The organism is Gelidimonas denitrificans, assembly GCF_055694065.1.
Genome location: NZ_CM146350.1, coordinates 638,981 through 655,263 on the forward strand (window position 1 = coordinate 638,981; position 16,283 = coordinate 655,263).

Here is a 16,283-nt window from a genome sequence, read left to right on the forward strand (position 1 = left end):
AATTGCGCCCATTCAAGGTAGCCTGAGACTCGAGAATTCCATCGTAAACTTCATACTCAAAACTCACGGAAAGAAAATATGCCAGTTATCGTCATTGCAAACCCCAAAGGCGGGGTGGGAAAAAGCACCTTTGCCACCAACCTGGCAGGGTATTACGCGGCTCAAGGCAAGCATGTGATGCTGGGCGATATCGACTTGCAGCAATCGTCGCGTGGGTGGCTCGGATTGCGTCCCGCAAACCTGGCCCCTATCAGCGCCTGGGAGTTGAAGGATTGTCAGGTGGTCAGGCCGCCCAAGGGCAGCAGCCATATCGTGCTCGATACTCCAGCCGGACTGGAAGGCAGGCAACTTGCCGCAGTGCTCAAGATTGCCGACAAAGTCATCGTGCCGCTGCAGCCTTCGATGTTCGATATTTTCGCGACCCAGAAATTCCTGCAACTGCTGGCCAAGCGCAAGCACAAGTTCGACATCGGCGTGCTCGGCATGCGCGTCAATGCCCGCAGCCATTCGGCCGAGCAGCTCGCCGCTTATGTCGGTCAACTGGATTTGCCGGTGATCGGGATGCTGCGCGATACGCAGAATTACGTGCAAATGGCAGCGCAGGGCGCCACTTTATGGGATCTGGCACCGACGCGGGTAGCCAAGGATCTGGCGCAATGGCGCGAGGTTCTGACCTGGATAAACAAGTAATTCCCGATACTGCTCAGGCTCATTTGGGCTTATTTGCACTTAATCGGCACTGCTTACTTGCAAGGCAGCAATGCGTCGCTCGCGTTCGTCCTGGATTACCTGCATTGCGGCGCCCTCCGCAATGCCCAGCGTTTGCAGCACGAAAGAGGAGAGTTGCAAGCCGGATTCCAGGGTTTCCGGGATGACGATGGCGGCGCCGGCTTTCTTGAGCATGCGTGCATGTTTTTCATCCCGCGAGCGCGCAAAAACCGGTAGCTGCGGATATTCGCGCCGGATGGCTTTGACCGCGTGCAGCGCCGAAGCGGGATGATCCATCGTCAACACAATCGCAGCGGCCTGATCGGCGTGTACCTTTTGTAACAGTTCGGCGCGTGCGGCGTCGCCAAAATAGATTGGCACGCCCTGCGGGCGCAGTTCGGCCACCAGCCGCGCATTGTTTTCCAGCGCTATGAAATGGATTCCCTGCGTCTCCAGAATATGTCCCAACAGTTGGCCAACGCGGCCAAAGCCGGCAATGATCACCAGTCCGGCGGTTGGCTCCGGCACGTTGCCATTCAGGCTGCCAACCGGCTCCCGGTAATGTGCTTCCCACCAGTCGCCGAACAGTCGCCCGGCCCTGGCCGCCAGCGGTGTGGCAAACAGGCTCAGGCCAACCAGCAGCAACACGAACTGGCCCAGCGCCGGCGCGATCAGCTTGGTGGTCATCGCATAGCCGACCACGATAAAGGCAAATTCGCCGCCTTGCCCGAGCAACAGGCCGCCCTCCAGCGCGCGGCCCCACTGGAAGCCGCCGATCTTCAACAATACGGCCAGCACCAGCGACTTGACGGCAAATAAGCCGAACAGCGACAGCGGTAGCCAGAGCGGCGCCTGGGCAATTTCCCGCAGATCGATGCCAAGCCCGACCGACATGAAAAACAAGCCCATCAGCAAACCCTTGAAAGGCTCGATCGTCACCTCGACCTCGTGCTTGAACTCCGTCTCGGCCAGCAGCAAGCCGGCCAGAAACGCGCCCAGGGCCATTGATAATCCGGCTGCGGCAGTCAGGCCGGCAATTCCCAACGTGCTCAACAGAGTGAGCGCCATGAACACGTCGGGCCGGCCCTGCTTGGCGAAAGAGCTGAACAAGGGCCGAATTACCCGTCGGCCCAGCAAATAAATCAGCACAATCACGCCGACTGATTTCAGCAGCGTCAGGCCAGCCAGTACAAACAGGCCGTCGGTCTGGCCCTTGGCCAGGATGCCGACCAGGATCAGCAGCGGAACCACGAACAGATCCTGCATCATCAGAATGGAAAAAACCGATTGCCCCAACGGTGTGCCCAGCGTGCGCTGTTCGGTCATCAACTGCATTACCACCGCGGTAGACGACAGGGCCAGCACCAAGCCCAGCACCGCTGCAGTGTCGATCCGGTTGCCGAACAGATAGATAATGCCGCCAAGTGCCAGCGCGCTGATGCAGACTTGCGCGGTGCCGGCGCCAAAGACCCAGCGCCGCAATTCCCATAGACGCGCCGCCGACAGTTCGAGTCCGATCATGAACATCAGGAACAGTACCCCCAGTTCGGCTAGCACCGCCACTCCTTCCAGGCGTGGAAAGGTGAAATACGCCAGCCAGGGCACTGCAGTGGCCCAGAGCCCGAGGCCAAACGGGCCGACCAATGCGCCGACGGCCAGAAAACCCAGAATCTGATTGACGCGCCAGCGCTGTAGCAGTGGGATCAGAATCCCGGCCAGAGCCAGAAACAGCAGTGTCTCGCGCAGAAAAGGTAAAGCGTGTTGTTCTTCCATGTGATCTTGTTGAAGGGCGGTTGAGACGGGGTTCCATTTTATGTTGCAACCCGACCACAGCAACAGTATCGGATCAACTTTGCGCCCGGATTCGTTTGAATAATTTTCAATTTTATAAATTTAGGCGGGGTATGCGCATAAAAATGCCATTTCACGCAATTAAATAAAGTTTAATTAAAAATACATAGGCATGTATATATTTTCAGAAATACCCACTACGAACTGTAGTCAGGCAAATATTTTTGAAATATTGATATAGGTCAACTAGATGTTGTATTGAGGCATGTTTATACTGATACACCTACAAATTTTAAGGGTATTAACGTGAAAAAGACATCTCTCATCATTGCATTGGTTGCTCTCGGCGCTATCGCAGGGCCTGTCATGGCGCAACAAAGTCCGTGGCTGGTGCGTGCGCGTGTGGTGCAAATCGACACTGCAAATAAATTTGATACGGCCGGTAATGGGCTGTTAAAAGATAGTGTTCATGTCAGCAACAAGACCATTCCTGAAGTCGATATCTCTTACTTCTTCACGCCGAACTTGGCTGCGGAACTGATCCTGACTTACCCGCAAAAACATGATGTGTCTTTGAATGGCGACAATATCGGTACTCTCAAACACCTACCGCCGTCTCTGTTGCTGCAATACCACTTCACACCAGCCGCGCAGTTCAGCCCGTATGTTGGCGTCGGCGTCAATTACACCCGCGTCTCGCAGGTCAATCTGTTGAAAGGCGCCGCAACTCTGGAAAAGAATAGCTATGGTCTGGCGCTACAGGCGGGTGTGGACTACAAGTTGGATAAAAACTGGTCGCTGAATCTGGACGTGAAAAAAGTCCAAATCCGCAGCGATCTGAGCCTCGCCGATGGCACCAAGCTTGGTACCGTGAAAATTGATCCTTGGCTGATCGGTGTTGGCGTCGGTTACCGTTTCTAATGCGCTTGTCGCATCGGATGTGAGTCTAGCGGCCGGCTCTCGCCGGCCGCAGTAATGCCGGCGCGTCTGCGCCGGATTCTTTCTTCAAATTCAAATAATCTCCAGCAGAGCAGAGCGCAACGCATCGGCGCGGCGTTTGCCATCGCGGGTTTGAATAATGGCGTCGATCCAGTAGTCGAATTGCGCGCGCATTTCTGCGTGCGATTGCGCTGCATTCACTTTCTCGACCAGGCTGAGCGTCGCATACGGGCCGGTAAAACTTTTTAGTGTGTTCATCATGAAATTGCGCGCCAGTTCCAGCTCTTTGGTGCTTGACGTCGGCGGCAGTTCGCGAAACACGGTGCCGATTGGCGCCGGTATTTTTTCGGCGGGCACAATTGATGCGATCGGCTCAGGCCCGATGCAGAGATCCTCAGTCATTTCGACTGCCGCAATATAGCCCTGCTGCTGCAGCGCCTGTAGCGTGTTTTCCAGATCGTCGGTAGGCAACATTTTGCGCAATGCATCGATGTCGCGTTTGCCGTCGACAAAAATCAGCACCTGCCGCACGCGCTGGGCCAGGCCGCCGGTGCGCGTTTTGATCTCTTCCTGTCCTTGTTCGGTCTTGGAAAATACCTCGCTCATGACTTGTCTCTTTCTTTTGAGTAATATTTTTTCCTATTCTAACCTGTTGCATCAATCGCACAGCAGGCGGCATCCCGAGTGAATCCAGGATGGCAACGCCAACTTCTAGATTGGGATCTACTTTTGCTGCAATAGCGGATGCGGGATGATGCCTGCGCTATCAATTGCATCTATTGCATTTGTGACGCTGCCGGAATCAGCGCCAAGATAGCGTTCCACCAGCACGAAAAAGCGTTGATAGAACTCGCCGGTGGGGATTGTCAAGCTTGCAACCTTGACCAGCGAGTCGTCGCTGGAAGAGAACGGCAGCGAAATCGAGCCGAGAGCACCCACTCCCAGACTGGCTGAGTTATTACTCTTCTTTAATGCGTAGCGGTCTTCCAGTGCGCTGACAAAGGCGGTTGATCCTTTGCCGCTAGCGTCAGCTACGCAGACGATGCGAAACACGATCTGGACGTGATTATCGCTGCTTGGCTGGAAGTTCTTGCGTCCATCCACCAGTTCATTATTGGCCTGATTGATCAGGTAGCCCTGACTGAGCAGCGCGCGCCGCGCCGCTTCGCAAGTTTCATCGGCTGACACCGCAAAGCTGCGCGAATAGGTCGAAGTCGAATCGAATCCCTCATGCAGATACACCACCGATTTAGATGGCGTCCCGCAAGCCGATAAAACGCCGGCAATCGATACAGCGAGTATTGCCGGCAACCGGCGAAACGACTGGCGCATGCGTAAGTTCTCCCTCAAATAAATGCGGTAATGGATGCTTTTCGAAACAGTACCGATAGTAGCTGAATAGGCTTAAAAATCGCCCATATAGTCTTTTTTGCCGATTTCGATGCCGTTGTGACGCAAAATCACATAAGCGGTGGTGACGTGAAAAAAGAATTGCGGCAGTCCGTAATGGAGCAGATACGATTGACCAGACAATTTTTTCTCTTTCGGAGTTCCCGGGCGCAACACGATTTCACGCGTTTGGCTGCCATCAAATTGCGCCGCGTTCAGATTATCGAGAAAAGCCAGCGTTTTGCCGATCAGTGCCTGCAGATCGGAAAAAGTCTTTTCAGTCTCTTCGTAGGCCGGCACCGCAACACCTGCCAGACGCGCCGACACGCCGCGCGCGAAATCGGTTGCGATCTGTACCTGGCGCAGCAGCGGGAACATGTCGGGGAACAGGCGCGCCTGTAGCAAGGCGTCCGGCGTGATGTTCTTGGCCGTTGCATGCGCTTCGGCCTTGGTCAGCACGTCGTGCAGGCTGTTTAGCATTTGTTTGAAAACGGGAATCGATGCGGAGTACATGGAAAGTGTCATGGCGTTACCTCGGGTGAATGTGGCGTGATTATAGGGTTTAGTCAGTCAACCCGTATGGGTCTGCGCAAGGACTATCAGACTTGCCACGCACCATTGCAGTACACCACATCGTCGTCCAGCGTGACCGATTCCGTGACGGCAAAGACGTCAACGTGATGCTTGCCTTCGCCGCGCTTGAAGTTGGGTTTGCCGTAGCTGCCGTGCTTGGCGCCGAGCGACAGGTGGACGCCGCACATGCGCTCGAAGGTGCCGATATCGCTTACCGTTCGGTCTTTTGAAAAAGCGCGATTCATGCCAAAGCCCAGTTCGCGCACCCACACCACGCCCTCATCGGCGCGGATATTGGCCAGCACTTGCTCGAATTCCGGGGTGGCATCGATGACGCCCGTCACCTGGCCGCAGGTGACCACCAGCGTGATCGGCGTTTCCGGCTGGTTGACTCTGAACGCGGTGTCGCCAAACACAAAAATGCGCACCCGACCGTTGACCGCCTCCAGATTTTGCGCCTCCGTGAACACTTCGCCGATCGGAAACTGACCGCCGACGTTTTTCATCTGGCTGTAATCGCCTACGTTCAGTTTTGCCGATTCAAACCGGGAGGCGAACACCAGGCGCGCGCCGCCACTCTCGACCACACCGTCTTGCGCGCGATCAATGCGCGCCTTCAGCGCATTGCCGACGCCGCGGAAATACGCGGGATCATAGGCCAGCGAATCGATGTAGTAGAGCGCTTCCGGCCCAAGCATGCGGGCCAGATGCGGATGCTCGATCACCTTCAAGCCGCGCTTGAATAGCTCGACCCGAATCCGGAACGCTTCCAGCCGGAAGTTAGTCGATTGAATCAGCACCACCAGGTCGGACGGCGCCAGCGGTGCGAATGCCGCCAGCACCGCTGGCGGAGAAACCGCATCGAAGTCGATGAAGGTCGCGCTCGGAAGGCAGCGCCGGTAAGCCGCTGTCAGCGCCTGCGCCAGATCGCAGCGCGTATCGAATACCACCACCGCCGAATGCGGATGCGCGTGGTCGAATGCAAGCGACAGAATATCGCGCAGATGCTGTTCTGCAGCGTCCACCGCCGCGCCGGCGATCGTGCTGATGTGCGTACCGTCGGCGTTATTGGCGCACATTGGGTTGTCTGCTCAATTCTTGTTGTCGACGGCAAAGCGCTGCTGCAAATAGCTAATGATTGCGCCGGACTGATATAGCCATTGCGCTTTACCGTGTTCATCGGTGATTTTCAGGCAAGGTACTTTGCTGCTGCCGCCTTGCGCCAACAGGGCTTGACGATTTTCTGCCGAATGCTGCGCATCGCGCAATTCGACTGTCAATGCATGACGGCGCAATTCCTGGCGTACCTTGATGCAAAACGGGCAAGTGCTGAATTGATACAAGGCCAATTGCCGGCAAGCGGCATCGACGCCGGCTTGCTCAGTTGCAGAGCGCACTACGCCTTGCGGCCTGGTCAGCCGCTCGTTGAGCAGCATGAAGGGGCCAAGAATAACGCGTATCAATCTAAAAAAATATTTCATCGGTTCTTTCGGTGGGATGTCATCTGCTTCAAACAAGCAAGGCAGGCATTGTAAGCGACAAGGCGGCACCCGCCGCCAGTGCTGAAAAAGTTGTGCTAGTGCCGTCGGGACGGTAACTCAGGTTAATTCCAAACTTAAAAAATAGGGGGTATGCAGTAAAAACAGCAATTTTCCGCATATTTTTAATGTGCCTTTAAAAATACGGAGTTAAGTATATTATCTGGCCATCAGTATTGGCAGCAAGAAGTAAATGTAGGAAATAAGCAATGGCCTGAACAACAATTATTGCGATGCTTGCATCTTCTCCAGTGCCCTTAATAACAATGCGGGATCATTTGTCGCCAGCTTTTCCGAGTTGGAAAGCAATTGCCGAAACCTGCGTGCGCCAGGCATGCCAGCCATCAAGCCCAGCATATGACGTGTAATGCTGTTGAGCCGCAATCCACCTCCGGCATTCTGACTGTTACGCTCAAGTTGATGTCGAGTATACAAAACCATCGCTTCCAGCACCTCGGCCCGAGATCTGATCGGAGCTTCATCGCCATAATAACGTGCGTCAAAAGCAGCCATTGCATAAGGATTGTGGTACGCCTCGCGCCCCAGCATCACGCCATCAATATACTGAAGGTGACAGTCGATCTCGTCCGATGTTTTGACGCCGCCATTGAGGATGATCTCCAGTTGCGGAAAATCGCGCTTCAATTGGTAGACGAAATCGTACTTTAACGGCGGAATTTCACGATTCTGCTTTGGACTCAATCCTTTCAGGATCGCGTTGCGGGCATGGACGATGAATGTAACGCAACCTGCCTGCGCCACAGTCCCGACAAAATCTCGCACAAAATCATAAGACTGTATTTGGTCAACGCCGACGCGATGCTTGACCGTAATATCAATGGACGCGGCATCGCGCATCGCCTTTACGCAATCCGCCACCAAATCTGGCTCTGCCATCAGGCATGCGCCGAAAGCGCCTTTTTGCACGCGCTCGGACGGGCAACCGCAATTCAGATTGATTTCATCGTAGCCCCATGATTCGCCCAATTTCGCACTTTTGGCCAGATCGCCCGGGTCGCTTCCGCCCAGTTGCAGTGCAACCGGATGTTCTTCCTGGCTAAAGTCCAGATGCCGCGCAACGTCGCCGTACAAAAGCGCTCCGGTAGTCACCATTTCTGTATATAACCAGGTATGGCGCGTAATTTTTCTATGGAATGATCTGCAATGCCTATCTGTCCAATCCATCATTGGCGCAACAGATATTCTGCGTCCCTTATAGATAGACCTGTTTTCAGGATTCTCCCTGCGAGGTGTCATTTTTTCAGTCACATCAAGATTCATTTTGATTCATATTTTTAATCGTATTTTCACTTACAGCTGCTTCAAATTTTCCATCAATGCCCGATATTATCGCCCCAGACGCGTTCCTGGCTTGGAATGCGGGTTCCGTTCAGTCGCATACCTTGGATAAGGCCTACCATATTAGACAAGTCTCTTTTTTGATATAATTCGCAAATTCCAGTTATAATTTCCAAAATTTAAGCCAGCGTCTTTTAGTTGACGGGCGCATCGTAGCGCAAAGTCAGAGGCAAAATAAGTTTGATGGCAGTATCAGCAATGCCATAACGTTTAGCCGCGCAACCCTTTCAAATCGTCACTCATTCCATACCCAGCAACATGAGTGTTGAAACTAGTATCAACGAGATATCTAGTTGGTTGCTATTTTGAAAGATCGTCGTCGCATATAATCTCGCAATAGTCGCTTAAGTTCTGTGCATGAATACTCCTGAGGCTAAAAAAGTCCTTGAAACCGCCTTGTTGTGCGCCTACCAACCTTTATCAGTTCATGATATGAGGAAATTATTCAGTGGGCTTGAGGACGCATTGGGTGTTGAAGATATTAATGCGATTCTCGAAGAGTTACGCGCAGACTGGCTTGGCAAGGGTATAGAAATGGTTCTTTTATCGTCCGGTTGGCGTGTTCAAAGCAAGCCGGAGATGAAAGTATACCTGGATCGCTTGAATCCTGAGAAGCCACAACGATATTCCAGAGCGACCATGGAAACCCTGGCCATCATTGCTTATCGTCAACCTGTGACCCGAGGTGACATAGAGGAAATACGTGGCGTTGCCGTCAACTCGCAAACGATAAAGTTGATCGAGGAGCGGGGATGGATTGATGTGGTGGGGCATCGTGATGTTCCGGGGCGTCCAGCCTTGCTTGCCACCACCAAGCAATTTTTGAGCGATCTCGGCTTGGCTTCTCTGGATAAACTACCGCAATTACAACAGGAATCGAAGATCGAAATGCAGGCTGAAGCTTTGCTGCAACTGCAATCGCTGGAAGCCGATCTTCAACTTGTCGTGAGTTCGGCAGAAGCCAGTGATGGTCCTGCTGGTATAGAGTCAGCCAGCGAGTTAGTCAACAGTATCGGCGATGTCATCCCATATTCTGCACAAGGCCAGGAGCCCGATGTGCACATTCGCGCTTCACAAATTGAAGCCGTTTCTTCAGGTAATACGCCTGAATCAAAGTTTGATGCGAATGCGAACAGTAATATCACGAAGTAAATAATGAACCCGTCCAATCCAAATAATATTTCGCCAAAAAGCCCCGATACACTTGCACCAAGTGATGAGGTGGCCATTGCAAAAAGCAGCCGTGTACGTACGCGGAAAAAAACTACTGATACAAAGCCAGTTGACGCAGCGGCCGGATTGCAGTCGGCCCAGCCTGCTACACGCACCCCGCGCGCGCCACGAAAGGCAAAGCCGGCTTCATTTCCATCGCAGTCGGGCGACGAGCAGGCTGTCGCGGCACCCGCTGTGCAAGAAAATACTGTTGTCGAGCCACTGGCGGCTAAAGAAAGTGCAACAGCGGTAAGCGCAACAACACCGGGCCCGCGGCATGCTCGGGGTAATCGTGGTGACGGTAACCGGCAACAAAAACAGGGTCAGTCCGGACGCGTTGCATCGAAATCCTTTAACGGCAAGGAAAATGGCAGGGTTCAACAAACGCGTACAAAACCGGCGGATGCTGATGCGCTGTTTTCGTTTGTCATTTCCGAAGAGTTCGATCATGGTCAGATTGAAGGTCCTGATACCAACTCGCGTCAGGCTAATCGCGCATCACAGCAAAAAAACGTCAGGCGTGATCTGACTGCTGACGATGACGCACCCAAGCTGCACAAAGTATTGGCAGAGGCTGGCCTCGGCTCGCGTCGCGACATGGAGGATTTGATCATATCGGGACGTGTCTCGGTGAATGGCGAGCCTGCACATATCGGGCAGCGAATTTTGCCTACGGATATTGTGCGAATCAATGGCAAGCAAATCCAGCGAAAAGTCAGCACGCATCCCCCCCGGGTGCTGATTTATCACAAGCCGGCAGGCGAAATTGTCAGCAATAACGATCCGGACGGAAGGCCGTCAGTGTTTGACCATTTGCCTAGCATGAAAGCAGGCAAGTGGCTGGCGGTAGGTCGCCTGGATTTCAATACGGAAGGGTTGCTGTTGTTTACGACGTCGGGCGATCTCGCCAACCGTTTAATGCATCCCCGTTATGGCATTGATCGTGAGTATGCCGTGCGCACTTTGGGTGAGCTGGAGGAAGGCATGCGCCAGAAACTATTGAGCGGCGTTGAATTGGGAGACGGCCTGGCGCAATTTTCCAAAATTGCGGATGGTGGCGGCGAGGGTATTAATAAATGGTATCGCGTCATCATTGGCGAGGGCAGAAATCGGGAAGTACGGCGCATGTTTGAAGCAATCGGGTTAACCGTATCGCGGCTGATACGCACCCGGTATGGTTCCATGACCCTCCCACGCGGTTTGAAGCGTGGGCGATGGGAGGAGATGGAAGAAAATGCGGTCCGCGATTTATTAAATTTGTGTGGGTTGGATAAAATTGCTGCCAAAAGCCGTGGAAATGAATCCGTGGGTTACGGTGGAAATCGAGAGCGCAAAGACGTTGGTGACAGCAAAAAAAATATGAACTATAAAAAGCAGGGCCAAAGCTTTGAGCCAGGGAAAACTCAGCCGCCCCGAAATCGTCAGCCTGACCCGCTCCAAACCACATTTGGCTATGCCGGCATGGGACAGCCACGGCGCAATTCCAGTCGACAGCCTAACGGGGCAAATAGTCAGCAAGTTGCACCACGCCGCCGCAATAAAGGGTAATTCCCAAGTTCAACTGGATCAGGGTAATTTAAAATAGGCGGTTTTTTTGTACGAAATCCTGTATTTTTATTGAACAATGTATATTGTTCGCTCGATCGCAGGGCATTTTTACATTGCTGCCTATGGCGCATATCGTATATAATGCGCTGACTTAAAAGGTCACTCTGAATCCATTGTTGGCGAACAGCTTGGCTTGGTATATAAATAGAAGGTGGGCAGAGGCCCATTTTTTTTTGCTGAATGGTTTTAGAATCCAATGCTCAATGTTGTGGCGTGGCAGGGTTGGCTTATGTACGGAGAATGCTTTGCGTTTACTGGATTTAATTGAAAAAACAGTTATCGGTATGGGTTACGAGCTTGTTGATTTCGAACAAGCAGAGCGTGGCCTGTTGCGCGTGTATATTGATTTCATGCCCGAAGATGTTGAAACAGGTTTAATTACTGTCGAAGACTGTGCAAAAGTGAGTCACCAATTGACGCACGTATTGACGGTCGAAAATGTCGATTATTCGCGGCTTGAAATTTCATCGCCAGGTCTGGATCGGCCGTTGAGGAAGCTTTCTGATTATGTGCGCTTCGCAGGGCAGGAGGTGGTAATCAAGTTGCGCTTGCCAATGGCGGGAACGTCGAATCGTAAAACGTTTCAAGGTATTCTTCATGAGCCCTTGGGCGAAGCGTTGAAGCTGGAGTTTGAGGGAAATGATGGGATGGCGACGTTGGATTTTGCGCTCGCTGACGTAGATAAGGCACGATTGGTGCCAGCAGTGGATTTTAGGAGCCGCAAAGCATGAGTCGAGAAGTTTTATTATTGGTTGATGCGTTAGCGCGTGAAAAAAATGTCGATAAAGATGTAGTCTTTGGCGCACTTGAGCATGCGCTGGCACAGGCAACAAAAAAACGATATGAGGGGGATGTCGACATCCGCGTCTCCATTAATCGAGAGGCGGGTCAATTCGAATCCTTCCGCCGCTGGCATGTCGTACCAGACGAGGCTGGTTTGCAATTGCCGGATCAGGAAGTGCTACATTTTGAAGCCAAGGAACAAATCGCCGACATAGAAGTTGACGATTACATAGAGGAGCCAATTGAATCAGTCGATTTTGGCCGTCGTTTTGCGCAAGACACAAAGCAGGTCGTATTGCAGCGTATTCGGGACGCGGAGCGTGAACAAATTCTGATGGATTTTCTTGAAAGAGGCGATTCACTTGTAACCGGCACCATCAAGCGTATGGAGCGCGGGGATGCAATTGTCGAGTCTGGTAAGATTGAGGCCCGCTTGCCGCGGGATCAAATGATTCCCAAGGAAAATCTGCGTATTGGTGATCGTGTGCGTGCCTATATCTTGAGAATAGATCGTAATGTTCGTGGGCCACAGGTAATTCTTTCCCGTACAGCTCCAGAATTCATAATGAAACTGTTTGAGCTTGAGGTGCCAGAGATAGAGCAAGGTAGTCTTGAGGTGAAGTCTGCCGCTCGCGATGTGGGTGTGCGGGCGAAAATTGCCGTGTATACAAATGATAAACGCATCGATCCTATCGGCACCTGCGTGGGTATGCGCGGCTCGCGCGTACAGGCGGTGACTGGGGAGTTGGGTGGCGAGCGCGTGGATATTGTTCTGTGGTCGGAAGATCCCGCGCAATTTGTAATTGGCGCGCTGGCGCCGGCGAATGTTTTTTCCATTGTGGTGGATGAAGATAAACATGCAATGGATGTCGTTGTTGATGAGGAAAACTTGGCTATTGCAATTGGTCGCAGTGGGCAAAATGTGCGTCTGGCCTCGGAGTTGACAGGTTGGAAAATCAATATCATGACAGCCGAAGAGTCAGCTGACAAATCAGAATTGGAAACCGCCGCCATACGCCTGCTTTTCATGGATAAGCTGGACGTTGACAAAGAGGTTGCCGACATTTTGGTCGATGAAGGTTTCACCAGCCTTGAAGAAGTTGCTTACGTGCCGATTAGCGAAATGCTTGAAATCGAATCTTTCGATCAGGAAACGGTGAATGAATTGCGTAACCGGGCCCGAGACGCACTAGTGTCAGAAGCTATTGCTTCGGAAGAGGGTCTTGAGGGCATGGATGATGGTCTTGTAAATCTTGATGGCATGGATCGCATCACCGCTGGTAAGTTGGGTCTGGTTGATGTCAAGACGATCAAAGCATTTGCTGATTTAGCCTACGATGAATTCGGTGCAATTCTGGCATTGCCGGTGGAACGTGCGCGGCAATTGATTGAAAATGAATTTGAAGATGTGACGGATGATGAAATGAGGCTCATCGATGCCAAGTACGATGAGCGTGCCAAGACACTACAAGCCAAGGCCTGGAGCCTGGTTGAGGTTAAGTGATTTGAACGTTTCATTATTATCTGTCAAGCAACATAGAAAAGAGGATTGAATGGCGAGTAACAATGTAGCCCAATTTGCCACCGAGCTGAATATGTCAGCGGATTTGCTGCTTACGCAGTTGCACGCCTCTGGCGTACAAAAAAGCTCGGCGTCCGATCCGTTGTCAAAAGATGACAAGGATAGACTTTTGGATCATCTGCGTCGCGCACATGGCGCCGCGCAGGATGTTGAAAAGAAAAAATTCACGTTGACACGTAAAGAAACGACGGAGATTAAGCAGGCTGATGCCACAGGCAAATCGCGCACAATTCAGGTGGAAGTGCGCAAGAAGCGTACCTTTGTCAAACGCGAAGATGCTCCGGTAGAAAGCCCTGATACTATTCCTGCTATCGCAACTTTGCAGGCGGTTGATTCGGATGAAATCGCTCGGCGCGAAGAAGAGGTGCGGCGTCAAGCTGAGTTGATTGTTCGTCAAGAGGCAGAGCTGCACGAAAAGCAAGAACGTTTGGCAAAACTTGAAGCTGAAAAAGCAGCGCAGGCCGAAGCGCAAGAAAAGGCGCTGCAAAAAGCCAAGATGGAGACAGAAAAAATCGCTGCTCAGGCTGCACTTGCCGCTGCCACAACGGGCGGTGTTGCTGCAGAAGAAAAAAAGCGCGTTACCGCTGAAGATGCCAAGAAAAAATCTGACCTCCTTGTCAAGGAATCTGCTGAGAAAACCGCCGCTACTGAACGTGCACGTAAAGCCGTAGCGGACGAAGTCGCGCAAATCAAGGCTATGCTGAGTGCTCCACGCAGAGTAATCAAGGCGCCAGAGCCGGCTCCAGTGCCGGTGGTAGCAAAGGCACCTGAAGGGACGCTGCATAAGCCTGCGGATAAGAAGCCAAGTGAGAAAAAGCCGGTAGTTGTCGATAAAAAATCTATTAAGTCAGCCAATGTCTCTTCGACTTGGCAGGATGACGCAGCCAAAAAACGTGGGGTCAGCACAATCAAGCCACGTGGCAACACAGGTTCCGGCCGTGATGCATGGCGTAGTGGTGCGCGCGGTGGACGCAGAAATTCCCATAATGATGACCACAGCACCAATTTTCAGGCACCTACAGAAGCTGTGGTTAAAGATGTCTACGTGGCAGAAACAATTACTGTTGCGGAGTTGGCGCATAAGATGTCTGTCAAGGCTTCTGAAGTCATCAAATATTTGATGACATTGGGTCAGATGGTGACGATTAATCAGGTTCTGGACCAGGAAACAGCAATGATTCTGGTTGAGGAAATGGGGCATAAAGCATTCGCTGCGAAGCTTGATGATCCGGAAGCCCTGCTCGAATCCAATGCAGCCCATGCAGATGTTGAGATGCTGTCACGCGCCCCAGTAGTGACTGTCATGGGTCACGTCGATCATGGTAAAACTTCGCTGCTCGATTATATTCGTCGCGCCAAGGTAGCTTCCAGTGAGGCCGGTGGGATCACACAGCATATTGGTGCTTATCACGTTGAAACGCCGCGCGGCATGATCACTTTCCTTGATACGCCAGGCCACGAAGCGTTTACTGCAATGCGCGCACGCGGTGCAAAGGCAACGGATATCGTTATTCTGGTTGTCGCTGCAGATGACGGCGTCATGCCGCAAACCAAAGAGGCGATCGCTCATGCGAAAGCGGCTGGCGTACCATTGGTTGTTGCTATTAACAAGATTGATAAGCCGGGCGCCAATCTTGATCGCGTCAAGCAGGAATTGATTGCCGAACAGGTCGTGCCGGAAGAGTATGGTGGCGATGCACCATTCATATCGGTTTCTGCAAAAACAGGTGAGGGCATTGAAAATTTGCTGGAGAGCGTTCTTCTGCAAGCTGAAGTCATGGAGTTGAAAGCGCAGCGGGATGCACCTGCTCGCGGTTTGGTTGTGGAAGCACGACTTGACAAGGGGCGCGGTCCGGTTGCGACGATACTCGTGCAGTCGGGAACCTTGAAACGCGGCGATGTCGTTTTGGCCGGCTCCTCCTACGGTCGCGTTCGTGCAATGCTGGATGAAAACGGTAAGAGCATTACGGAAGCAGGTCCATCGATACCAGTTGAAATCCAAGGTTTGACAGAAGTTCCGGTGGCTGGTGAAGATGTGATGGTCATGACTGATGAGCGCAAAGCGCGTGAAATCGGCTTGTTCCGCCAAGGTAAGTTCCGTGATGTGAAGCTTGCGAAACAGCAGGCAGCCAAACTCGAGAATATGTTTGAGCAGATGGGCGAGGGTGAGGTTCAGAACTTGCCATTGATTATCAAGACAGATGTTCAGGGTTCACAAGAGGCTTTGGTTCAATCCCTGCAAAAACTATCAACGACTGAAGTGCGTGTGCAAGTGGTGCATGCCGGCGTTGGTGGTATTAGCGAATCGGATGTCAATCTTGCTGTAGCGTCTAAGGCCGTCATTATCGGTTTCAATGCTCGCGCAGACGCTTCCGCACGCAAGCTGGCAGAAGCTAATGGCGTTGATATTCGCTACTACAGCATTATTTACGATGCGATTGATGAGGTTAGGGCTGCGCTGTCTGGCATGCTGGCTCCTGAGAGACGTGAGCAAGCGTTGGGCTTGGTTGAGATTCGTCAGGTTATTCTGGTGAGCAAAGTTGGTGCTATTGCCGGTTGTTACGTGCTTGACGGCCTCGTCAAACGCGGTGCTTCGGTGCGGCTGTTGCGAGATAACGTTGTTGTCTGGACTGGTGAACTTGACTCCCTGAAGCGCTTTAAGGATGATGCCAAAGAGGTGAGAGCTGGTTTTGAGTGCGGCTTGACACTGAAAAACTTCAATGAAATAAAAGAAGGGGATCATCTGGAAGTATTTGAAGTCCAAGAGATTGCACGTACGCTGTAATACTTCGCTGCCATAT

14 protein-coding genes are annotated in these 16,283 nt (G+C 52.3%); 7 read left to right on the forward strand and 7 right to left on the reverse strand.

Annotated elements, in window-relative coordinates; all coding sequences use genetic code 11:
• The first annotated feature begins 78 nt into the window (after nucleotides 1-78).
• Nucleotides 79-690: a nucleotide-binding protein gene (locus tag FKCLFG_RS02975; protein WP_472614748.1), complete on the forward strand. Its 612-nt coding sequence runs from the start codon at nucleotides 79-81 to the stop codon at nucleotides 688-690.
• Between the two features lie 39 nt (nucleotides 691-729).
• Here FKCLFG_RS02975 and FKCLFG_RS02980 read toward each other — a convergent pair whose 3' ends face one another.
• Nucleotides 730-2,481 (reverse strand): cation:proton antiporter domain-containing protein, encoded by a 1,752-nt coding sequence (locus tag FKCLFG_RS02980; protein WP_472614749.1) that lies wholly within the window; start codon nucleotides 2,479-2,481, stop codon nucleotides 730-732.
• A gap of 324 nt (nucleotides 2,482-2,805) precedes the next feature.
• On the opposite strand from FKCLFG_RS02980, the gene FKCLFG_RS02985 reads away from it, so the two are divergent.
• Nucleotides 2,806-3,420 carry an OmpW/AlkL family protein gene (locus FKCLFG_RS02985; RefSeq protein WP_472614750.1) on the forward strand — a complete coding sequence of 205 codons (615 nt, stop codon included), beginning with the start codon at nucleotides 2,806-2,808 and terminating at the stop codon, nucleotides 3,418-3,420.
• Between the two features lie 90 nt (nucleotides 3,421-3,510).
• On the opposite strand, the gene FKCLFG_RS02990 is transcribed toward FKCLFG_RS02985, so the two are convergent.
• The 6 genes from FKCLFG_RS02990 to dusA form a co-directional block, all read right to left on the reverse strand.
• Entirely contained in the window at nucleotides 3,511-4,044 is a 534-nt protein-coding gene (locus tag FKCLFG_RS02990) for a hypothetical protein (RefSeq protein WP_472614751.1), read from the reverse strand.
• Nucleotides 4,045-4,161: 117 nt separating this feature from the next.
• On the reverse strand, nucleotides 4,162-4,770 hold the full coding sequence (locus FKCLFG_RS02995; protein WP_472614752.1) for a DUF2242 domain-containing protein: 609 nt from the start codon (nucleotides 4,768-4,770) through the stop codon (nucleotides 4,162-4,164).
• Between the two features lie 72 nt (nucleotides 4,771-4,842).
• Nucleotides 4,843-5,352: a DUF1993 domain-containing protein gene (locus FKCLFG_RS03000; protein ID WP_472614753.1), complete on the reverse strand. Its 510-nt coding sequence runs from the start codon at nucleotides 5,350-5,352 to the stop codon at nucleotides 4,843-4,845.
• A gap of 74 nt (nucleotides 5,353-5,426) precedes the next feature.
• Nucleotides 5,427-6,479: a M29 family metallopeptidase gene (locus FKCLFG_RS03005; protein WP_472614754.1), complete on the reverse strand. Its 1,053-nt coding sequence runs from the start codon at nucleotides 6,477-6,479 to the stop codon at nucleotides 5,427-5,429.
• Nucleotides 6,480-6,491: 12 nt separating this feature from the next.
• Nucleotides 6,492-6,881 carry a glutaredoxin family protein gene (locus FKCLFG_RS03010; RefSeq protein ID WP_472614755.1) on the reverse strand — a complete coding sequence of 130 codons (390 nt, stop codon included), beginning with the start codon at nucleotides 6,879-6,881 and terminating at the stop codon, nucleotides 6,492-6,494.
• Nucleotides 6,882-7,163: 282 nt separating this feature from the next.
• Nucleotides 7,164-8,195, reverse strand: a complete 1,032-nt coding sequence (gene dusA, locus FKCLFG_RS03015) for a tRNA dihydrouridine(20/20a) synthase DusA (protein WP_472615777.1) — start codon at nucleotides 8,193-8,195, stop codon at nucleotides 7,164-7,166.
• A gap of 459 nt (nucleotides 8,196-8,654) precedes the next feature.
• Between dusA and scpB the strand changes: the two genes are divergently transcribed.
• The 5 genes from scpB to infB all read left to right on the forward strand — a co-directional run bounded on the left by scpB (nucleotide 8,655) and on the right by infB (nucleotide 16,267).
• Nucleotides 8,655-9,449 carry an SMC-Scp complex subunit ScpB gene (scpB, locus tag FKCLFG_RS03020; RefSeq protein WP_472614756.1) on the forward strand — a complete coding sequence of 265 codons (795 nt, stop codon included), beginning with the start codon at nucleotides 8,655-8,657 and terminating at the stop codon, nucleotides 9,447-9,449.
• Between the two features lie 3 nt (nucleotides 9,450-9,452).
• A complete protein-coding gene (locus FKCLFG_RS03025) occupies nucleotides 9,453-11,057 on the forward strand; it encodes a pseudouridine synthase (protein WP_472614757.1) in 1,605 nt (534 codons plus the stop codon).
• Between the two features lie 305 nt (nucleotides 11,058-11,362).
• Nucleotides 11,363-11,848 carry a ribosome maturation factor RimP gene (gene rimP, locus FKCLFG_RS03030; RefSeq protein WP_472614758.1) on the forward strand — a complete coding sequence of 162 codons (486 nt, stop codon included), beginning with the start codon at nucleotides 11,363-11,365 and terminating at the stop codon, nucleotides 11,846-11,848.
• Nucleotides 11,845-13,404 carry a transcription termination factor NusA gene (gene nusA, locus FKCLFG_RS03035; RefSeq protein WP_472614759.1) on the forward strand — a complete coding sequence of 520 codons (1,560 nt, stop codon included), beginning with the start codon at nucleotides 11,845-11,847 and terminating at the stop codon, nucleotides 13,402-13,404. The genes rimP and nusA overlap by 4 nt, the downstream gene beginning before the upstream one ends.
• A 49-nt stretch (nucleotides 13,405-13,453) precedes the next feature.
• A complete protein-coding gene (infB, locus tag FKCLFG_RS03040; protein ID WP_472614760.1) occupies nucleotides 13,454-16,267 on the forward strand; it encodes a translation initiation factor IF-2 in 2,814 nt (937 codons plus the stop codon).
• Nucleotides 16,268-16,283 lie beyond the last annotated feature (16 nt).

What these genes read in the sequence shown, in the direction of transcription:
- FKCLFG_RS02975 (WP_472614748.1), top strand. Translation starts at nt 79, where the DNA reads ATGCCAGTTATCGTCATTGCAAACCCCAAAGGCGGGGTGGGAAAAAGC.
- FKCLFG_RS02980 (WP_472614749.1), bottom strand. Translation starts at nt 2,481, where the DNA reads ATGGAAGAACAACACGCTTTACCTTTTCTGCGCGAGACACTGCTGTTT.
- FKCLFG_RS02990 (WP_472614751.1), bottom strand. Translation starts at nt 4,044, where the DNA reads ATGAGCGAGGTATTTTCCAAGACCGAACAAGGACAGGAAGAGATCAAA.
- FKCLFG_RS02995 (WP_472614752.1), bottom strand. Translation starts at nt 4,770, where the DNA reads ATGCGCCAGTCGTTTCGCCGGTTGCCGGCAATACTCGCTGTATCGATT.
- FKCLFG_RS03000 (WP_472614753.1), bottom strand. Translation starts at nt 5,352, where the DNA reads ATGACACTTTCCATGTACTCCGCATCGATTCCCGTTTTCAAACAAATG.
- FKCLFG_RS03005 (WP_472614754.1), bottom strand. Translation starts at nt 6,479, where the DNA reads ATGTGCGCCAATAACGCCGACGGTACGCACATCAGCACGATCGCCGGC.
- FKCLFG_RS03010 (WP_472614755.1), bottom strand. Translation starts at nt 6,881, where the DNA reads ATGAAATATTTTTTTAGATTGATACGCGTTATTCTTGGCCCCTTCATG.
- dusA (WP_472615777.1), bottom strand. Translation starts at nt 8,195, where the DNA reads ATGACACCTCGCAGGGAGAATCCTGAAAACAGGTCTATCTATAAGGGA.
- scpB (WP_472614756.1), top strand. Translation starts at nt 8,655, where the DNA reads ATGAATACTCCTGAGGCTAAAAAAGTCCTTGAAACCGCCTTGTTGTGC.
- FKCLFG_RS03025 (WP_472614757.1), top strand. Translation starts at nt 9,453, where the DNA reads ATGAACCCGTCCAATCCAAATAATATTTCGCCAAAAAGCCCCGATACA.
- nusA (WP_472614759.1), top strand. Translation starts at nt 11,845, where the DNA reads ATGAGTCGAGAAGTTTTATTATTGGTTGATGCGTTAGCGCGTGAAAAA.
- infB (WP_472614760.1), top strand. Translation starts at nt 13,454, where the DNA reads ATGGCGAGTAACAATGTAGCCCAATTTGCCACCGAGCTGAATATGTCA.